At 65.2% G+C, this 18728-nt stretch carries 22 protein-coding genes; 11 read left to right on the top strand and 11 right to left on the bottom strand.

Going from position 1 to position 18728, the window contains the following annotated elements; genetic code table 11:
• The first annotated feature begins 91 nt into the window (after positions 1–91).
• Positions 92–568: a DUF2127 domain-containing protein gene (locus FDZ84_RS14090; protein ID WP_168586266.1), complete on the top strand. Its 477-nt coding sequence runs from the start codon at positions 92–94 to the stop codon at positions 566–568.
• 228 nt (positions 569–796) lie between these two features.
• Positions 797–1144, top strand: a complete 348-nt coding sequence (locus FDZ84_RS14085; protein WP_168586265.1) for a hypothetical protein — start codon at positions 797–799, stop codon at positions 1142–1144.
• Positions 1145–1454: 310 nt separating this feature from the next.
• Here FDZ84_RS14085 and FDZ84_RS14080 read toward each other — a convergent pair whose 3' ends face one another.
• Entirely contained in the window at positions 1455–1946 is a 492-nt protein-coding gene (locus FDZ84_RS14080) for a hypothetical protein (RefSeq protein ID WP_168586264.1), read from the bottom strand.
• A gap of 893 nt (positions 1947–2839) precedes the next feature.
• Here FDZ84_RS14080 and ectA point away from each other — a divergent pair.
• The 4 genes from ectA to thpD all read left to right on the top strand — a co-directional run bounded on the left by ectA (position 2840) and on the right by thpD (position 6370).
• Positions 2840–3406 carry a diaminobutyrate acetyltransferase gene (gene ectA, locus FDZ84_RS14075; RefSeq protein ID WP_246869004.1) on the top strand — a complete coding sequence of 189 codons (567 nt, stop codon included), beginning with the start codon at positions 2840–2842 and terminating at the stop codon, positions 3404–3406.
• Between the two features lie 89 nt (positions 3407–3495).
• The gene (gene ectB, locus FDZ84_RS14070) at positions 3496–4743 is read left to right on the top strand and encodes a diaminobutyrate--2-oxoglutarate transaminase (protein WP_168586263.1); all 1248 of its coding nucleotides are present in this window, start codon (positions 3496–3498) and stop codon (positions 4741–4743) included.
• 106 nt (positions 4744–4849) lie between these two features.
• Positions 4850–5260: an ectoine synthase gene (locus FDZ84_RS14065; RefSeq protein ID WP_168586262.1), complete on the top strand. Its 411-nt coding sequence runs from the start codon at positions 4850–4852 to the stop codon at positions 5258–5260.
• A 207-nt stretch (positions 5261–5467) separates the two neighbouring features.
• Positions 5468–6370, top strand: a complete 903-nt coding sequence (thpD, locus tag FDZ84_RS14060) for an ectoine hydroxylase (protein WP_168586261.1) — start codon at positions 5468–5470, stop codon at positions 6368–6370.
• Positions 6371–7304: 934 nt separating this feature from the next.
• On the opposite strand, the gene FDZ84_RS14055 is transcribed toward thpD, so the two are convergent.
• On the bottom strand, positions 7305–8591 hold the full coding sequence (locus FDZ84_RS14055) for a hypothetical protein (protein ID WP_168586260.1): 1287 nt from the start codon (positions 8589–8591) through the stop codon (positions 7305–7307).
• A gap of 265 nt (positions 8592–8856) precedes the next feature.
• Between FDZ84_RS14055 and FDZ84_RS14050 the strand changes: the two genes are divergently transcribed.
• Both FDZ84_RS14050 and FDZ84_RS14045 read left to right on the top strand, forming a co-directional pair.
• The gene (locus FDZ84_RS14050) at positions 8857–9150 is read left to right on the top strand and encodes a hypothetical protein (protein ID WP_168586259.1); all 294 of its coding nucleotides are present in this window, start codon (positions 8857–8859) and stop codon (positions 9148–9150) included.
• A 179-nt stretch (positions 9151–9329) separates the two neighbouring features.
• Positions 9330–9596, top strand: coding sequence for a YdeI/OmpD-associated family protein (locus FDZ84_RS14045; RefSeq protein WP_168586258.1), 267 nt, complete (start codon positions 9330–9332; stop codon positions 9594–9596).
• On the opposite strand, the gene FDZ84_RS14040 is transcribed toward FDZ84_RS14045, so the two are convergent.
• The 7 genes from FDZ84_RS14040 to FDZ84_RS14010 all read right to left on the bottom strand — a co-directional run bounded on the left by FDZ84_RS14040 (position 9597) and on the right by FDZ84_RS14010 (position 13149).
• Positions 9597–10061 (bottom strand): hypothetical protein, encoded by a 465-nt coding sequence (locus tag FDZ84_RS14040; protein WP_168586257.1) that lies wholly within the window; start codon positions 10059–10061, stop codon positions 9597–9599.
• 152 nt (positions 10062–10213) lie between these two features.
• Positions 10214–11065, bottom strand: a complete 852-nt coding sequence (locus FDZ84_RS14035) for a hypothetical protein (RefSeq protein WP_168586256.1) — start codon at positions 11063–11065, stop codon at positions 10214–10216.
• Positions 11066–11193: 128 nt separating this feature from the next.
• Complete coding sequence (locus tag FDZ84_RS14030) at positions 11194–11424, bottom strand: hypothetical protein (protein ID WP_168586255.1); 231 nt, start codon at positions 11422–11424, stop codon at positions 11194–11196.
• Positions 11425–11453: 29 nt separating this feature from the next.
• Positions 11454–11717: a helix-turn-helix domain-containing protein gene (locus tag FDZ84_RS14025; RefSeq protein WP_168586254.1), complete on the bottom strand. Its 264-nt coding sequence runs from the start codon at positions 11715–11717 to the stop codon at positions 11454–11456.
• Between the two features lie 210 nt (positions 11718–11927).
• Positions 11928–12275, bottom strand: coding sequence for an RNA polymerase-binding protein RbpA (locus FDZ84_RS14020; protein ID WP_168586253.1), 348 nt, complete (start codon positions 12273–12275; stop codon positions 11928–11930).
• Between the two features lie 38 nt (positions 12276–12313).
• A complete protein-coding gene (locus tag FDZ84_RS14015) occupies positions 12314–12559 on the bottom strand; it encodes a hypothetical protein (RefSeq protein WP_168586252.1) in 246 nt (81 codons plus the stop codon).
• 206 nt (positions 12560–12765) lie between these two features.
• Positions 12766–13149: a hypothetical protein gene (locus tag FDZ84_RS14010; protein WP_246869003.1), complete on the bottom strand. Its 384-nt coding sequence runs from the start codon at positions 13147–13149 to the stop codon at positions 12766–12768.
• Positions 13150–13312: 163 nt separating this feature from the next.
• Between FDZ84_RS14010 and FDZ84_RS14005 the strand changes: the two genes are divergently transcribed.
• Together FDZ84_RS14005 and FDZ84_RS14000 are read left to right on the top strand one after the other, a co-directional pair.
• Positions 13313–14167 (top strand): helix-turn-helix transcriptional regulator, encoded by an 855-nt coding sequence (locus FDZ84_RS14005; RefSeq protein ID WP_210435562.1) that lies wholly within the window; start codon positions 13313–13315, stop codon positions 14165–14167.
• A gap of 19 nt (positions 14168–14186) precedes the next feature.
• On the top strand, positions 14187–14399 hold the full coding sequence (locus FDZ84_RS14000) for a DUF397 domain-containing protein (RefSeq protein WP_168586251.1): 213 nt from the start codon (positions 14187–14189) through the stop codon (positions 14397–14399).
• A gap of 279 nt (positions 14400–14678) precedes the next feature.
• Here FDZ84_RS14000 and FDZ84_RS13995 read toward each other — a convergent pair whose 3' ends face one another.
• Positions 14679–16112, bottom strand: coding sequence for an MBOAT family protein (locus tag FDZ84_RS13995; protein ID WP_168586250.1), 1434 nt, complete (start codon positions 16110–16112; stop codon positions 14679–14681).
• A gap of 159 nt (positions 16113–16271) precedes the next feature.
• On the opposite strand from FDZ84_RS13995, the gene FDZ84_RS13990 reads away from it, so the two are divergent.
• Positions 16272–17135, top strand: coding sequence for a phospholipid scramblase-related protein (locus tag FDZ84_RS13990; protein ID WP_168586249.1), 864 nt, complete (start codon positions 16272–16274; stop codon positions 17133–17135).
• A gap of 603 nt (positions 17136–17738) precedes the next feature.
• Here the strand turns inward: FDZ84_RS13990 and rlmB are convergent.
• Positions 17739–18728: a 23S rRNA (guanosine(2251)-2'-O)-methyltransferase RlmB gene (gene rlmB, locus FDZ84_RS13985; RefSeq protein WP_168586248.1), complete on the bottom strand. Its 990-nt coding sequence runs from the start codon at positions 18726–18728 to the stop codon at positions 17739–17741.

Here is an 18728-nt window from a genome sequence, read left to right as displayed (position 1 = left end):
CGGTCGAGGAGCGGGCGGCCCGGATGCGGGCCGCCGGTGGCTGGCAACGCGCAAGATCGCTGGTCCGGGATTCAGCGCGCATCATGGCTTCATGGCTGCCGAAACCACGATGACGGACAAGCTGTTCCGCGTCGCCGTGCTGCTCAAGGGACTGGACGGCGCGGTGCAGCTGATCGGCGGGGTGCTGCTGATCTTCTTGCCCCCCGACATCGTCACCCGGTTCGCGCACGCCGTCGTCACGCGGGACCTGCTGGGCCCGCCGGCCGGATCCCTGGCCGGGCACTTCGAGGAAGCTGCGCAGCACTTCGCCAGCGGCGGCAGCACGTTCGTAATCGCCTACCTGATCGCCCACGGCGTGATCAAGATCGGCCTGGTGATTGGCCTGCTGCTCAAGATCATGCCGCTGTACCCGGTGGCACTGACCGCCCTGGGCCTGTTCGTGATCTTCGAGGTGCTACGCGCGGTGCAGACGAGGTCGATCGCGCTGCCGTTCTTCGCGGCGCTGGATGTGGTGATCATCATCCTCGTGCTCCGGGAATACCTCGAATTGCGCCGCCGATCCTCGTGACCTTCGGCCTCTCGACCAAGATCATCGGTGGCCGGTAGGCGGACAGCGCACGTCTTGTTACCGGGGGCAGTTCGGCCGGCGGTGGTTACACCTCTGGTTCCAGTCGACCATTCATGGTAGATAGGGCAGTTTCCGAGGGACGAATAGCCTCTTCACGTTGGGATTCTTGTCCGGCTGCCAGGAGCTCTGTTTCAAACGTCTTTACGTTACAACCCAAAGGAGAATATAATGAAGTCATCTTTCCGTTCGGTCGTTCGCGGAGTGGCTATCTCTAGCGCGCTCGGTGCCGCTCTTGTCCTCGGGCAGGCTGGCATCGCCCATGCCGCCACGCCTGAAGTCTTTAAGTTGTGCTCCGGGGGCAACTTCGACTCTTTCGCGACATTTACCGAGCGGGGCGGGTTCTCGACTTTCGTCGTCAGGCGTGGGACCTGCCAGTCGTTCAAGTATGGCGGCACCCATGCTGAACGAGTTGACCTTAAGGTGGCGAACACCGGCAAGTACATCGGCTCTCTCGCCTACGATGGGCGCGTGGGCGCGAACGTGCGCACCGTCAACGACCCCAGCTTTACGTTCTGACCACACCGGAATTGCATGCCCCAACCGAGTAAGCCTCAGTGACAGTGTCACTTCTCTTGCTATACGACACCATTTCTTATTGAGATCACCTCAGTGCATTCAACCCGCGTCCAGTTGATCCATCGGTCCAGGGCCTGTTCCCGCGTCGGTCTATTGTGGCGATTTAGGCCTGGCTTTCGGTGGGATCTTCGGGACTTTCCACAACGCGCAACCGCGCGTTTCTCAGCTTCGTGGCCCGCTCGTGTCCCGGACGTGCCGGCAACGCCGCCCGGGTCGCGGCGGGCGGCTTTGCCGCTCCGTGCCGCCGGCATCAGGCCGATGCGGTAGCCGAACCCGACGCCGTGTGCGGCGCTTCATCCACGCCATCTTCGCTGCGAACTCGCCGACCGACCTGACCGCCGCCGGAAGGCGGCCCGCCGTCCGCGTACGACCGTCCCACTCCTCCCTGGGGCACCATATCGTCCCCCTCAAATGACGTGCCCAGCACACATGCGCCGCCAGCCGACTGGGCCGACAACTGAGCCGCAGACGAGCCCAAAGCTTGCAGATTGTTCAGCGGGTCCAGCTCCATATAATAACCCGCTTTGATCTCGTAGCCCCCGTTGGTCGGTATGGCGTCAACGTCGACGATTACGCCGTCCACCCCAATGTCCCCGCGCACGTGTTCGACGAATTTGCGCACGTGCTTCAATGCGTCGCTGTTGCCGCCATTCGTTCGTTTCCACTCCTGAATTACGCGCTCGTCTTGGGCTTTCCTTTTCTCCATTCTCTCGCGCTCGCTCCAGCTGTCGGGTTCTGCCATATGGTTCACGGAACCAGTCCTCCCGTTGCGCTCCGACCTGTCAGTCGGTACACGTGTATCGAGGCGCACATGGTTCAAACGCGCCTGGCTGCTACGCAGGGGCGTCGCCAGGCCAGCACCGCCGCTGACCCACTGCCGGACGACCTCGTCTGAACTCGAAGGTTCGATTTCAATGGAACTTGCGGACCGTCGGCGTGTCGCACCCCGACACGCCGATGCCTGTGGACAACCTCCGCAATTTCAATGGAAATCGTGGGCGGGCACGGACGTGCCAGGGCCCGCAGCCTGGAAGATCCTTGTTCTGGACGGAAACCTGCGAACCGATCTGCTCGGGGCCCGGCAGGGCATCCGGATATGGCGCTGGCGCCGCCCGAACGGCAAAGCCGCCGGTATCGAAACGGTCCACCACCTGGCCAACCTGCCACCCACCTCCCTAGCCGAAACTACCTAAACCGGACAGGTCAACCTTGCACACGCCCTGGACAGCGCACCCTGGACGGCCCGGCTGTTCGCCTACCCCGACGTCACCGGGCACCGCGATTGGATCCAGTCCATGGCGGGCGTGTAGCAGCTCACGGGAGGCGGCCTGCCCGGGCGCGTGCAAGCCTGGGGCAGCCGCCTCTTCTCATGTTCACCTGAATATCGGAGTTTGAATTTTCGAAAAAGGGGTAAGGTTCACTTCGGGAATCTTTAGAAACGTCGTTTCCGCAGGTCAGGGAGCCGACAAATGATCAAATTCATAATCGACAACAGGCTCCGTAGCATCAACTTCAAGCAAATTGCAACGCTTCTGTAGTGCTTCTCACGTGTAAAATTGCGTCTCGCCTGGTAGATCGATAGTTATCGCGCCGACAGCCTGGCGCGTTACGGATGTTCTGTTAAGTTGGCAAAGCATGACCGGCGATAAACCGAGCCATAACATCGACAACGGGAATGGCAGAAGCGGTTCAGCCGGACGGTTGGAGATCGACACTCCGGTCGTCTCGGACGGCCCTGAGCTCTACCGAATCACTCGCGATTCGGCAGTGCTGGATGTGAACTCGTCCTACGCATATTTGTTGTGGTGCCGGGACTTCGCGCAAACCTCCGCGGTGGCACGCATCGACGGTGCGGTCGTGGGATTCGTGACCGGGTATGTCCGGCCCGACGCCCCCGACACGCTCGTCGTGTGGCAGATCGCCGTCGATGCATCCCAGCGCGGTGGTGGCGTGGCAGGTCGGCTCTTGGGCCACCTGGTGGATCGCGTGCTGCCGCACGGGGTTCGCTACCTGGAGACGACGATCACTGCGGACAACGCCGCGTCGATCAGCCTGTTCACCGCGCTGGCGCGCAAGCGCGCGGCGAACCTGGAGCGCAGCGAGCTGTTCACCGCCGACCTGTTCCCGGATGCGCACCTGGGGGAGGACCTGTACCGCATCGGGCCGTTCGAGCCCGTCCCGGCCGCCGCGGCCGGATCCTGACCGCTGCCGCCGTCCGTACCGGCACGCAATCTTGTTCTTGAGGGTGCCGGGGCGCGCGAAGCGCGCGCTGCCCGGCCGAACGGAGGATCGTGAACGACATCTTCGCAACCCTGGAATCGGAAGTCCGCAGCTACAGCCGAACCTGGCCGACGGTCTTCGACCGCGCCGGCGGCAGCTACCTCTATGACGAAGACGGCACCGCCTACCTGGACTTCTTCGCCGGTGCCGGCGCGCTCAACTACGGGCACAACAACCCGTTGCTGAAACGAAAACTGATCGAGTACATCGAGCGCGACGGGGTGACCCACAGCCTCGACCAGTCCACTGTGGCCAAACGTGCGTTCCTGGAAACCTTCCGGGACAATGTGCTCAAGCCGCGCGGGTACAACTACAAGGTCCAGTTCCCCGGCCCGACGGGCACCAACTCGGTGGAGTCGGCGCTGAAACTCGTCCGCAAGATCACCGGGCGGGAATCGATCATCAGCTTCACCAACGCCTTCCACGGCATGACGCTGGGCTCGCTTTCGGTCACCGGCAACTCGATGAAGCGCGGCGGTGCCGGCATCCCGCTGGTGCATGCCACCCCGATGCCCTACGACGACTACTTCGACGGCCAGGTCCCCGACTTCCTCTACTTCGAGAAGATGCTGGAGGACAGCGGCAGCGGCCTCAACGAGCCCGCCGCGGTGATCGTCGAGACGCTGCAGGGCGAGGGCGGCATCAACTCGTCGCGGCCGGAGTGGCTGCGCGGGCTCTACGACCTGTGCCAGAAGCACGGCATGCTGATGATCGTCGACGACGTGCAGATGGGCTGCGGCCGCACCGGCCCGTTCTTCAGCTTCGAGGAAGCGGGAATCCAGCCCGACATCGTCTGCCTGTCCAAGTCCATCGGGGGCTACGGGCTGCCGATGGCGCTGACGCTGATCAAGCCGGAGCACGACGTCTGGGAACCGGGCGAGCACAACGGCACCTTCCGCGGCAACAACCCGGCGTTCATCACCGCCACGGAGGCCTTGAAGCAGTACTGGGCCGACGACGCGCTGGAGAAGTCCACCCTCGCCAAGGGCGAGCGGGTCGGCGAGGTGCTCGAAGAGATCGCCGCCAAGTACGGCGGCGCGGTGGCCAAGGGCCGCGGCCTGGCGCGCGGGCTCGGCTTCGAGGACACCAACGTCGCGGGCAAGGTCTCCAAGGCTGCGTTCGACCGCAAGCTGCTGCTGGAGACCTCAGGACCCAGCAGCGAGGTCCTGAAGATCATGCCGCCGTTGACCGTGTCGGATGACGAACTGGAGCAGGGGCTACAGATCGTCCGGGAATCGGTGCAGGCTGTCCTGGCCTGACTCGGCAACCGCATCGCAGCGATCGGACCGTTCACCGCGCCAGACGGCGTGAACAGGCCGATCGCTGCAATGCGGCAGAGCAGAACGAAGATCCACTGGAGGAAATGTGATCGTCCGGCACCTCTCGGACATCGAGGACACCGACGCCGACATCAAGACCGAGAACTGGCGCAGCAAGCGCATCGTGCTGGCCAAGGAGAAGGTCGGCTTCTCGGTGCACGAAACCACCCTCTACGCCGGTACGGTGAACGACTTCTGGTACGCCAACCACATCGAGGCGGTGTTCATCACCGAAGGCGAGGGTGAGATCGAGGACAAGGCGACCGGCGAGGTGCACCAGCTCAAGCCGGGTTCGCTGTACCTGCTGAACAACCACGACAAGCACCAGGTCCGGCCCCGCACGACCATGCGCACGGTGTGCGTGTTCAACCCGCCCGTGACCGGGCGCGAGGTGCACGACGAGGACGGCGTGTACCCGCTGGTCGTCGAGGACGACGAGACGCCGGTCGCAGGCTGATCCGGGCGACCGAGCTTGTTGACCGCGCGTGGCGGGTAACCGGAAACGGTTGCCTGCCACGCGCGTTGACGGGTCTTCCCCACGCGCGGACGTGGGGAATTGCGGGCGCATCCAGAATGCGCCGCTTCTAACCGAGGAACCGAGAAAAGGCGGCGGTGCCACCGGCACCAGCCGCTCCGGCGGGAATTCGCGAAGGAGGCGCAAACCATGACCGTCGCTGATCTGAGCACCCAGGACCGCTACCCGACCCGGGTGGACGCCGAGTCGGCAATGATCCGGCGCTCCGATCCCACAGTCTGGCCCGGCGTGACGGCCGGCCCGGCCACCGCGGAGGAGCTCGCGGGGCACGAGGCCAAAGGCTTCCACGTCGTAGAGGGCTTGTTGTCCCCGGCCGAGGTGCAGACCTACTGGCAGGAACTGGAGCGGCTCACCCGGGATCCGGAGGTGCGGGCCGACGAACGCACCATCGTGGAGCGCAGCTCCGACGAGGTCCGCTCGATCTTCGAGGTGCACCGGATGAGCGAGCTGATCGCCGAGCTGGTGCGGGACCCGCGAGTCCTGGACCGGGCCCGTCAGATCCTCGGATCTGACGTGTACGTGCACCAGAGCCGGATCAACTACATGCCCGGATACCGGGGCACCGGCTTCTACTGGCACTCCGATTTCGAGACCTGGCACGCCGAGGACGGCATGCCGGCGATGCGCGCGGTGAGCATCTCGATCGCGCTGACCGACAACTACCCCTTCAACGGCGGCCTGATGATCATGCCCGGCTCGCACCGGACCTTCGTGTCCTGCGTGGGCGAGACGCCGGACGACAACTACAAGTCGTCGCTGAAGGAGCAGCGGGTCGGGGTGCCGACGGAGGACGACATCACCAAGCTCGCCTACGAGCACGGCATCGAGCAGTTCACCGGCCAAGCGGGGTCGGCGCTGTGGTTCGACTCGAACTGCATGCACGGATCTGGCAACAACATCACGCCGTTCCCGCGCTCGAACATCTTCGTGGTGTTCAACAGCGTGGAGAACGCCCTGGTGAACCCGTTCGCGGCGGGCCACCCGCGCCCGGGCTTCATCGCATCCCGCAACCCGACACCGATCCTGCGCTGACGAACCCGGGGCGAGGGGCACCCGCGACCCAGTTACTTTGGTCGCGGGTGCCCCTCGCCCGTTCGCTTCGCGCCGTGACATGGATTCGGTTGCCAATCCGCGACTCAGATCACAAATAGTTTTGTAGCTCTGCGTGATCAGTCAATTTCGGAATCGTTCGATTACCCCATTTTGACTAATCCAGCCGAGAAACCATCGAAGCCCAGCGGGTTTACTCGACGGTAAGTAATTATCTTCGGAATATTCCAACCAGAAAAGAGTATCCGACACACCCATAGGGGTGGCGACGGTTACGCGCCGTGGCCTATGGTGTCCGTTATCAAAATTCCCGTCATCGTCGGGAAGTTTCCAACCTGGGGTTCAGAAGGGAGGCCTGCGGTACCACCTGGCATGGGTCCTGTCGCAGCGCCTCAACAGGACTCGTCCTGTTGTTGTCAGGCCCGGCACCAGTCGGGCCGCGTTCGGCGCACGCCGAACGTTGGGATCAACAACGAAAGGAACATGCAGGTGAACCGCAAGAAGGCCCGGAAGGCACGTCAGGCTCGTCGTCGGCGGGGCGCAGCAAAGCGCCCGGCCCGGCCGCGTCGGACGACCCGGGCGCTCCTGCTGCTGATACTGCGGGTCTCGTTGTGGTGGCTCGTCACTCGGTTCGACGACCACAGCTGATCCCCTTCCGGGGCGGGTTGAAGTGCCAGCTTCGGCCCGCCCCATCCCAGCCGACGCACCGCCAGGGCGCATCGTGCACGTGCAGCTACGGACAGTTGATCCGCAATCGCAATGCGCGGGCAGACTATCGGATACCGGTCTCGCACGACACGGCGATCGGCAAAAATAGTACGTGTGTCCGGCTACAAAAACTGCCGAGTTGCGCTGAAGCTGACCGGACGTTCCGCATTGCGAATTTCGATGGAAGCTCGCCGAAATCCCGGAAGGATCAGCGCACGGGGTGGGCGGCGAGGACTGCGCCGACCTGGTCGGCTACCGCCGGGTCAAGCATCGGGTAGCGGCCGCCGGCGACGAAACGTTCGGACAGTTCGAACGTGACCACCTCGCCTTCGGCGAGCAGTTCGCCCGCCGCCACCGGGTCATCCGCGACGTTGTCCGGGTGCGTGATGGTGATGTTCGCGAACGTCGCCGCCAGGTACGGGCTGGCGAACTGGGTGAACGAGTCGCCGACCATCCGCACCGGCTGGGCGATCATGCCCGGCTTCGGCCGCGACTCCAGGTGCAGCGGCTGGCGGAAGTCGCTGGGCTTGAACTGCGTGTTGTCCGCGGCTCCGCCGTCGGGCGCCAGCGAGTACGCCTGGATCGGCACGGTCCGGTCCTGTCCGAGCAGGTCCGGGATGTCGGCGCTGTGCGGGTACTGGCGGGACGGCAGGACCTTCCAGCTGCTTGTCACGCCCGGCTGCAGGCGCTCGGCGAGCTGGTACGTCATGGTGATGGCGCCCTCGTGGGTCCAGTGCGTGTCGATGTCGTGGTAGATCGGCCGCTGGTTGCGCGCCGCGACCTCGCGCAGCTGGGCACGCAGGTCGACCGCGCCGGTCGCGGCCGGCACGCGGCGCCAGAACTCCTCGCGGGCCTTCGTCGAGCAGTCCTTCCCGGCGTAGTCGTCCGGCATGTTCTCCGGGTACTCGGTGGACTTGTCAGGGGCGATGACCAGCTGGAACTTCCGGCCCGATGCCTCCACCACGGACCGCCAGCGGCGCAGTCCGGCGATCACCTGGTCCGTGGTCCGCTTCGGCACGCACCGGTAGGACACGTCGTGGCCGAGGTACAGCCAGCCGTTCTTGCCCTCGATGACGTCGGGGAACACGTTCTCGTCGATCGGCGGCTTCTCGTCCACCTGCCCGGCGCCGACCGGCGAGGTGTGCGAGCCGCCGGCCAACCGGGCGGGCTCGCCGAACACGCCGCGGCTGAGCGCGTCCACCGACTGCACGGCATCCTTGCGGAACGGCAGGTTGTCGGTGGCCCAGGCGTTCAGCCCGGTGAAGAACCCCCAACCGTCGGTGATGCTGGGGAAAGCGGCCAGCGGGCGGTTCTCCAGCTGCTCGGCGCGCGCCCCGAAGACCCAGGTCACCACCGGCGCGGTGAAGAACAGCACGGCGCAAAGGAGCGCGGCCAGCTGGCGCCTGCCGTGCCGGGGCCGGTGCAGCGGATGCTCCCGCGGCAACCACGCCTCGTGGACCGGGGGAAGAAGATCGGAGTGCTCCTGCCGCGACACGGAACCCACGTTAACCGGGCACGCAGCGCGACCGGCCCAGAACTCGCGGATCTCCTGCACAGCGGCGCGCGAGCGGGTCCGGCGGTAGCGTCCGCGCGTAGTCGTCGTAGTCCCCCATGCACAGCGGCGCGGGGCGCCAACCGACGACGTCCGATCGGCGGGTATGTGATCGGGTGCCGAGATGACCCTTTTGCGGGTCCCTCAATAGCGTGTTACTCCTGACCTGCAACAACTCGTAGCAGCGGTCTGGGGAAGGCGTACGGCAATGCATGAACATCCTTATGCGGCAACGCTTTCCGCGATCAAGTCACTACACGTCCAGTGGTCCGAAGAAGCAGAACTGACGTCCGATGCCGCGCATGCCGCTGTGCTATACCGTCGCCTGCTCGAACTCGCCGACACCGTAGCCCGGCTGTTCGTCTACGAACAGTTCCACCTCGAACAAGCGAGCAACACGATCCCGCCGCAACAACTTGTTTTGATCACTGGAACGGAACCAGGAGCAGGCAACCCCGTACGTGACGAAACGGGTTCGGTGCCAGCCGGAGCGGCAAGCTGATCACTTCGGCGACCTGCCCAGCGCCGTTCTTCGACGGCTCACCCAGGTTCAGTGGAGTCAGGTCTCCGCGGCCCAGATCTCCATCACGGCGGCTCCTGCGGGGTCGCCCTTACATGCTGGCGCGTGGCGGCGACTGAGCGTATCCGTCTTGGGCTCGCTTCGTCCGCTACCGTGGGTCTATGAACGGCCAGCGAGTGCCCGGTGGGGTGGTCCACGAGTTACCCGCAGACCTGCGCAAGGCGCTGATAGCCAACACCACGGCATTCGATGCCTGGAAGGACATCACGCCCCTGGCCCGCAACGAGTTCATCTGCTGGGTCGAGGATGCCAAGCAGGTGATAACCCGAGAGCGCCGTATTCGCCGGACCCAGGAGGAGCTGGCGGAAGGCAAACGTCGGCCCTGCTGTTGGCCCGGATGCAAACACCGCGAGCGCACCGGCAAGTAGTTACCGCAGCTTGAGTTTGTCCAGCGCACGTGGGTTTGTCTTGGCGCTGCCGCGTTGGACTGAGTAGCGGATGCCGTTGTAGACGAGGTCCCAGAGCGCCTGGTTTGCCTGGAGTTCTTTGGCGTCGAGCCAGAGCTCGGTGGCTTTTTTGTCAGTCAGCTCGATATCCCACGACAGCCCACCACTTGTGCCTTCGACCTTGACTTCGGTGAGTTCGTAGAGGTCGACGTAGCCGCTCTTGATCGCGAGCCAGTCGGCTCCTGCTGAGATGCCCCAGCGGTTGCGGGAGATGATCCAGAGGCCCCAGAGGGGGGCAACTGCCACGACGATCATCCACAGCCAGGGTGCTGTCCAGATCCAGTCGAAGCCCCAGTCCATGACGCACAAAATCACGAACACGATCGCCGAAACGATCAGCCCGGACAGGAAGGCTCCTTCGTTGGAGCGGTGGTACCACTCCAACACTGGCCCCCGTCCTTCTGGCGCCGGCGGGAAACGCGCGAACCGCGGTGACCGTGACGGTAGATCTCCCCAAACGGTTAGCCTTGGCGCTTGGGGTGGCCGTGGTTCGCCGGTTTTCGGGTTCGGACGTGGCGGTGTGGCAGTCACAGCAGTCCTTACCGGGTCATCTTCGGGTTGATCTCTTCGAGCTTCTTCCCGATGTTGCTCATGTCGTCGCCGAATTCGTCGATCGCGAAGCCGACGCCGATGCCGGCGACGCCGCCGATAATCGCGCCCGGTGGACCTCCGATCGCCGCGCCGACGACCGCACCAGAGAGCAGGCTGCCCGTGCCGCTGGCGACGGCGATGGTTGGGTCTTTGCCTTGGTTGAGGTCGTAGCCCACGCCCACTGCCGTGGCGACGAAGCCGATTCCTGGGATGATCTTGGCCATCTTGGTTGCACCGATGAGGAACGGGCTAGGCGCTTTGACGCTCTTGGGCAGGAGTTTGGCGTCGAGGAAGCCAAGAGCATTGCGTACCCGCGGTGGGAAGCGGCTGATCACGTTCGCCGCGCGTGTGGAAATCGCCTGGTCAATGGCGTCTTTGGCGCGCAGATCGTTCGTAATCTGAATCGCTGCCGCCTTGGTGCGGTTGGCAAGGCTGAGACTTTGACTTGTAGTCAGCCTCGCTGCCCGCTCGGCCTTTTCCAGCGCATCGTCCGCGAACCGGTGGAACTTGCTAACCCGCACCGCTGTCGCTCCGATGAAACCACCGGATATGTCGGCAAGCGTCAGTGACAGCTTTACCGGGTCCAACACGCCGGTAAGAAAGCGCACGAGGACGTGCTGGGACTGCGACTCCTTGTCCCGTGCTTCCTTCACGATCTGTGCTGCCTCGGCATAGGCCCGGGCGTAGGATTCGTTCTGGTCGACCTCGCTTCCGACTCCAGTCGCCACGGGGTCGGTTTCAATGGGTGTCAGAATCGGCGGCCCGGTCACTTCGGGCTGATCGTCACGCGGAATGTGCATGCGGTGGCTCCTTTCGCACACAGTTTGAATGGGTGGCCGGTCGGCGCCCTGGGAGGGAGAAGCCCGCACCGACCGGCCGAGCTCGATGCCAACGATCGGGGACATCGACATAGAGCAGTCTTGGAAACTCAGGCACCACGGCGGCGCGGACCGATCCGCGAGCGCAACCACGACCGCGCTTGCGAAGCGACGTCCGACTCATCAACCCAGCTGCGTCCAATATGGATGGTGTCGATGAGGTGATCGTCCTCATGCGAGCTGCCGATATCACCGCGATGCACGGTGAAAAAGCCAGCACCCCTACCCCAGCGGAACGTGTAGACCTCGGTCGGCGAGACCCGTTCGACACGCCACGCCATCGGCAGGAACCGCTTCGGCCCGGTCGTACTCATAGCGCGGTGCGAGAAAGGATCGGCGCGGAGCGCTGGTCAAACCGCGGCGCGGCCTCTTCGGCGGCTTTGCCGGCTACGCCGCGAGGCCGGAACTGGACACCGGCCTCGGCGAGCATGCGGTGCACGATCCCGTAAGACCGCCCGGACTCCTTGCAGAGTTGCCGAATACTCGCGCCTTTCTCGTACTTATTTTTGAGGACGCGCGCGAGCCTTTCGCGCGCAGCAGGCTTGAGCCGGGTGCCAGGTTTGATCTTCCGCATAGCAAGACTTCCTCCTGATCGCTTGAGAACATGAACGCGGTAGCGTTGAAAGGCGGAGCACTCGCATCCAGCAACGCCAGCAAAACCCGTGATCGTCGTCGTAGTCGCCGAGGACGTAACGACGGTTCCCGCTCGACGACAATGGATTCGGCGGATGCGACGAATCATGTTCGGCCCACGTCGGCAGTCGCGGACCGTGCAGCGGGCTCGTCATGCCCCATCCCGTGCCGCTGCGAGCTCGCCGAGCCGCTCGTCGACGAGATCCTGCAACTCCCTGGGACTGCGGCGCTCCAGCACGTGCTCCAGGTGCGTTTTCCACGGCTGCCCCTGCGGCGCCCTTCCAAAACTCCAGCGAGCGCGGGCGTGCATGTCGGCAACAGAGGCGGCCAAGTCGACACGCAGCGCATACAGCCCGTGCTGCCGGCATTCCCAGGTCTCCGGCACCGCACTATCGGCGGCGAACGTCACCGTGAAAGCCTCACCGCGGGGACAGCGGTACGCCTCCACGAGTCGCTCGGCCGGTTCGTAATCCTCGGGACGCTGATTACTCGGCTGCATCCGAGGAACCGCGCGCCCAAGAAGTCGAGTCGACACAGCTACACCGCCCCCACGATCGCCGCGATCCTGGCCGCAACGTCCTCGCGCAACGCATGCCGCCCCGCGCTCTCGACTTCGCTGCGCTCGCGCTCGACCCGGCTGAGGAGATGGGCGACCGTCAACGCGCCCTCACCGGCACCCGTGTGCTGGCCCGCAGGCTCGGCGGCGTACATCCGCCAGGCAACAAGCACGAGCAACGCGAGAGCGGGCACCATGCCCGCGAGGAACAGCAGTAAATGAGACACCCCAGTTCAATCCCTTCCGAAACAATGCGGACACCTCGGCAGGCGTCCAACCACAGACGGATGCGGCGGCGTACACGCTGCACCGCAATCAGCAAGCCCGAGCCGAACCCGCTTCGGCCCGAACGACAACCGCTGCGCATTCCCGGGTGAAACCCGGTGCAACAGGGCGGTGAACAGCCCTGGCCACGCCGAGCCCGACGGTCCGGTCACGACAAGACATCGCCAGGAACCCACAGATCGCTCGGCCGCGAGCATGTGACCGTCGGCGCGCCCGGCGAACCGTGCGGCGGGAGACCGAGCAACTCCATCACCACGTCAGCAACGGCGCCCCGGGCGTGCCACAACGGCGAAGGCGAGGCGTGGAACTCCAGGTCTTCGACCCGAACCCGCGCCGCCAAGGCGTCGAATGCCGACCGCGCCAGGAACATGTCCATCGCCCCCTCGCGGACCCGGAAACCCTGCACCGCGAGCACGCTGTCGACCTTCGGCAGGTGGGTGAAGCGAAACCCCGACCGCACGCTTGCCTCCAGCGCCGCCAGATGCGGACGCAGCCACGGCTCGATGTCGGACTGTGCTGGACGAACACCCACGTCTGGGACTCCTCTCGCCGGGACATGATCAGAGTGTCGCGGGATTCCCAAAAATACAAGAACGACAACCCGGGAAACCCATGTCACCACTCTAATGGATCATTGCCTGGGAAGCTCAGGCTCGTAAACTGCCGACACACGGCCCGCTACAGAGGAGGTACTGGTGTCAGACGACGAACGGGTCAGCCCGACAGTTCGACTGCGGAAGCTGGCCCGGGGCTTGCGTCGTTGGCGCAATGAATCGCGACTCTCGCTTGACGAGTTGGCTCCGCGCCTTGACTGGTCCAAGTCGAAGCTCGGACGATTCGAGACAGGCGACGGGGCTCCGGGACCAGCCGATGTCATCGCGATCGCGACCGTCCTCGGAATCCCGGACGAAGAGCGAGAACGCTACGTCGCGCTGGCCTTCCAAGCACGACAGAAGGGCTGGTGGCAGCGCTACGGCAAGGGAACACTCAAGGAGGACTTCGACGAGTACGTTGGTTTGGAGTCCGAAGCCAGCCATGTCCGCGAGTTCACGCACCAGTTGATCCCTGGGCTTCTTCAGACGTCGCGTTATGCGACAGAGATCATGCGTGCATCGCCGGGCATCGACGATGTTGCCGAACGTGCGGACCTACGGATGCAGAGGCAGGCACGTCTTCACGAAGCTGATCCGCTCCGACTCAGCACGATCATCCACGAGGCCGCGCTACGAAACCTCGTGGGCGGTCCGGAAGTCATGCGTGAACAACTCACCTTGCTGATCGAGATGGCGAAGCTCGACCAGGTGACCGTTCGGGCACTCCCGTTCAGCGCCGGCGCCTACCCCTCGATGGAGGCTCCCTTCATCATCCTGAGCTTCCTGGAGCCGGAAGATCCGGATGTGCCCTTCGCGGAGTACCTCACGGGCTGCGTCTACATCGAGGACCCGGATGAAATTGCTTCATATAATCTGTACTACAGCGCTCTTGAAGAGCAGGCGCTGAGCCCGGCAGAGTCGGTTGAGCTCATCAGCAAGATCGCCGGGGAGCTGTGACCACAACGAGGGAGCTACGATGCGCGCCCCAGACTTCAGCCAGGCGCACTGGCGCAAGAGCAGACGCAGCGGCGGCACCGGAGGTGCTTGCGTCGAGGTCGCGCGAGTGGTGAACGCGGCAGGCGTCCGGGATAGCAAGCTGGGTGACGCAAGTCCGATCCTGCCGTTCACCAACAGGGCCTGGGCAGCGTTCCTGTCTGACGTCAAGGCCGGAGAGTTCGACCCGCGCTGAACAGCGTTCTCCAAGCGACGCGGACACCTACAAATCATGAGCGGGGCTGTCCAACCGACAGCCCCCGCCATGTGCCTGCCGCCAGCCTCCCCGTCCGGCCAACAGCGCAAGCTGCGGTGATCAAGCCATGCCATGTGCCCACTGTGGACATTGCTGGGGCACATGTGGGGCACACGGCACCCCTCACACACAGACCGTCAACAACAGTCAGCGACCGGCGCCGTCTTTGCTGGTAGATGGCATGCCCGGCGGCGATCCGCTGGTGACGAACCCCGTTGCTCAGAACTGGTAATACAGGAAAGGGCTGAAGGAGCCGGTGGCGACGAGGAGGCCCGCGTAGCCGAGGCCGAGGGTCAGGACTCCGATCCGGAGGGCGTCGGCCTGCGGGGTTCGGACCGCTTCCAGGAACGGGCCGGTGCCCGAGTTCGCCGGGAGCGCCACGACCACCAGCGCCAGCAGCAGGAACACGAGGCGCTGGTTCGTCACCGACGCCGACACGATGTCCGTCAGGCCCGCGAAATCCGGCACCAGCATGTGGCCCAGCATCACGAACGCGCTGCCCAAGTCCGGCGACCGGAAGAACACCCAGCCGACCACCACCAGCAGCAGCGTCAGCGCGCGGCGACCGAGGCGGGCCCGGATGCCGCTCGGCGCGTGCGACCAGCCGAAGGCGCGCTCGACCACCAGCAGCGCGCCGTGGAAAAGCCCCCACACCAGGTACGTCCACGCCGCGCCGTGCCAGAAACCGGTCAGTACGAAGATGATCGCCAGGTTCCGGTAGGTGCGCGCGGTGCCCCGGCGGTTGCCGCCCAGCGGGATGTAGACATAGTCCCGGAACCAGCGCGACAGCGACATGTGCCAGCGCCGCCAGAACTCCGTGATCGTCACCGACGAGTACGGCCGGGCGAAGTTCTCCGGCAGCCGGAACCCGAGCATCCGGCCCAGCCCGATCGCCATGTCCGAGTAGCCGGAGAAGTCGAAGTACAGCTGCATCGCGTAGCCGATCGCGCCGAGCCAGGCGATCGCGAAGGTCATGTCCTGGTTCGGGGTGGCGAAGCAGGCGTCCACCATCGGCGCCAGCGTGTCGGCGATGATGACCTTCTTCGTCAGGCCCCACGCGAACCGGGGGAAGCCCGCCGCGATGTCGTCGAGCCGGTGGGTGCGCCACTGCGGCAACTGGTCGGCGATCTCCCGGTAGCGCACGATCGGACCGGCCACCAGCTGCGGGAACATCGCGATGTAGGTGACGAACGAGACCGGGTCGCGCAGCGCCGGGCGCTCCCCGCGGTAGGTGTCCACCACGTAGGAGATGTGGTGGAACGTGTAGAAAGAGATCCCGATCGGCAGCGCCAGGTGCAGCACCGGGAAGTCGCCGCCGAACCACTGGCTCAGCACCGCCAGCTGCGCGGTGGCGAACCCGGCGTACTTCCACACCGCCAGGATCGTCAGGTTGAACGCGACGGCGCCGATCAGCAACCACTTCCGCCGGTTCCGCTCGACGCCCCACTCGTCGGGTTCCAGGTGCCGCCCGGCGAAGTAGTTCACCACGATGCAGGCCAGCAGCAGCAGCGTCGTCCCGCCCGCGCCGCTGGCGTAGAACAGCAGGCTGGCGACTGCGATCACGGCGTTGCGTCCGCTGCGGGGTGCGATCACCACGGCCGCGAGCACGGCCGGCAGGAAGTACCAGAGGAACAGCGGACTTGCGAACGACATCGGGGGCCTCGGGGTGCGGGAGGCCCGCGCCTCCCCTTCTGAGCGGGGTTCAGCTTTCTTGCTCGTCGGACTCTAGCCGAGCCCCGAACGTCACCGGCCCGGAATGCGACGGGTACGAATCCCGGACAGCCGGTCCCGCGATCACCTAGCCTGGGGTTCATGAGCGCTCCGCCGCCGCCCGGTTGGTACCCGGACCAGACAGATCAGCGTTATGTGCGCTGGTGGGACGGCAGGCAGTGGACTCAGCACGTCCAGCCCGCCCAGCAGCCTGCTCAGCAGCACCCGCAGCAATACGTCCAGCAGCACCCGGCAGCGCAGCAGAACGACGCGTCCGCCATCGAGCTCGCGATGGGCGGCACCGGCGACGCCGCGTCCATCCAGCACCAGGTGCAGCAGCGGGCCGCCGTCGGAGGCGAGGTCGCAGGCGGCGGTGGCACGCTGTTCACCGAGCCGGTTCTGGTGATCAACCAGAAGGCGAAGCTGATCGAGGTGGCGAACGAGTACGCGGTCTACGACCAGCATGGGCGCCAGCTCGGCTCGGTCATGCAGGTCGGCCAGAGCGGCGCGCAGAAGGCGCTGCGGATGCTCACCAAGCTCGACTCGCTGATGACCGTGACGCTGGAGATCCGCGACATCACCGGCCGCCCGGTCCTGGTGCTGACCCGCCCGGCGACCATGTGGAAGGGCACGGTCCACGTGCAGCGACCGGACCAGTCGCCGGTCGGGGACATCAAGCTGACGAACGTCTGGGGAAAGGCCCGATTCGACTTCGAGGTCAACGGGCAGCGCATCGGCGGCCTGCACGCCGAGAACTTGCGCGCCTGGGACATCAAGGTGCTCGACCACGCCGACGCGGAGATCGGGCGGATCACCAAGACCTGGCAGGGCCTGGCGAAGGCCGCGTTCACCACGGCAGACAACTACGTCCTGCAGATCCACCGGCCGCTGGCGGACCCGCTGCTGAGCATGGTCGTCGCATCAGCCCTGACGGTCGACACGATCCTCAGCCAGAACCAACGGTAACCCGCAATTTCAATGGAAATCGAAGGTCCGATTTCCATTGAAATTGCAGTCCTCCGGCGTGTCGGCGCACGACACACCGAAGGATGTGGACAACGGCCGCAATTTCCGGCTCTTCTGCTTCTTCCGTGGGTTATGTGTGTCCCGGGGATTGACACATCTACCGAGACACGACCCCGGTAAGAACCGGCATCGCCACTCACGACCCCGCCCACACCCCTCGTGAGTGATTGTTCCGGTAAGAACCGGCATCGCCACTCACGACCCCACCCACACCCCTCGTGAGTGATTGTTCCGGTAAGAACCGGCATCGCCACTCACGACCCCACGGACACTCGTGCCTACGCACACGCACGTGCACCACCACCGCGGCGGTCTCGTCGAACTCGACATCCTCGGACCGTGCGCCGGTCGACGCCCACCACAACACGCCATAAAGCGGCCCTCGGCACGCCGTTCTCCGCTCCTCGCTTCCTGACTCTGGACAAGGCCAGAAACCTAGACGAAGCAACGGCGTGCCCCCGTCTCCGGACCCAAAAAACCAGCTCAAACCACCCACAGAAACGTCGCAAGAGCCCAATTTCCATTGAAATCGACGGTTCGATTTCAATGGAAATTGCGGTTTGGTGGGGCCTGGTGATCAGGACGCCGACGGCGGCGGGCGACCTCGGCGAGGACCACGCCCGCGGCGACCGAGGCATTTAGCGACTCCACGCCGCCCGCCATCGGGATCGAGACCGTCTGGTCGCAGGTCTCCCGGACCAGCCGCGACAACCCGCGCCCCTCCGAGCCGACGACGACCACCAGCGGCTCCGTGGCCAGCTCCAGTTCGTCCGAGGTGATGTCGGCGTCGGCGTCCAGACCGATGACCATCAGCCCGGCGTCCTTCAGGTCCTTCAACGTGCGGGTGAGGTTGACCGCCTTGGCCACCGGCAGCTTCGCGGCCGTGCCCGCGCTGGTGCGCCAGGCGACCGCCGTGATCCCGGCGCTGCGCCGCTGCGGCACGATCACGCCGTGCGCGCCGAACGCCGCCGCGGACCGGATCACCGCGCCGAGGTTGCGCGGGTCGGTCACGCCGTCGAGCGCGACGATCAGCGGCGGCATCCCGGAATGGCCGGCCGCCGTCAGCACGTCCTCCGGGTGCGCGTAGCTGAACTGCGGCACCTGCAGCGCAAGTCCTTGGTGCAGCGCGTTGTTCGTCATCCGGTCGAGCTCGATGCGCGGCACGTCGACCACGGAGATCCCGCGCGACTTCGCCTCCCGCACCGCCTCGGTGACTCGGTCGTCGATGTCGATGCCCTGCGCCACGTACAGCCCGGTCGCCGGCACGCCGGCCCGGATGCACTCCACCACCGGGTTGCGCCCGGCCACCAGTTCCGGCTGCGCGTCCTGCTGCGCCCGGCGCTTCGCGCGCTGCTGCTCCGTCTTGCTCCGGGAATCGGCGCGCTTCTTCGCGGGGTGGCTGACCCGGTCCTCCGCCTTCGGCGTCGGGCCCTTGCCGCGCAGCCCCCGACGGCGCTGCCCGCCGGATCCGACGACCATGCCCTTCTTGTTACTCTTGCGCATGCCGCCGCGGCGTTTGTCGTTGCCGGCCAC

Source organism: Saccharopolyspora sp. ASAGF58, assembly GCF_012277335.1.
Classification (GTDB): Bacteria; Actinomycetota; Actinomycetes; order Mycobacteriales; family Pseudonocardiaceae; genus Saccharopolyspora; species Saccharopolyspora hattusasensis.
The sequence above is the reverse complement of the archived record's forward strand: the minus strand, read 5'-3'. Positions and strand labels throughout refer to the sequence as shown.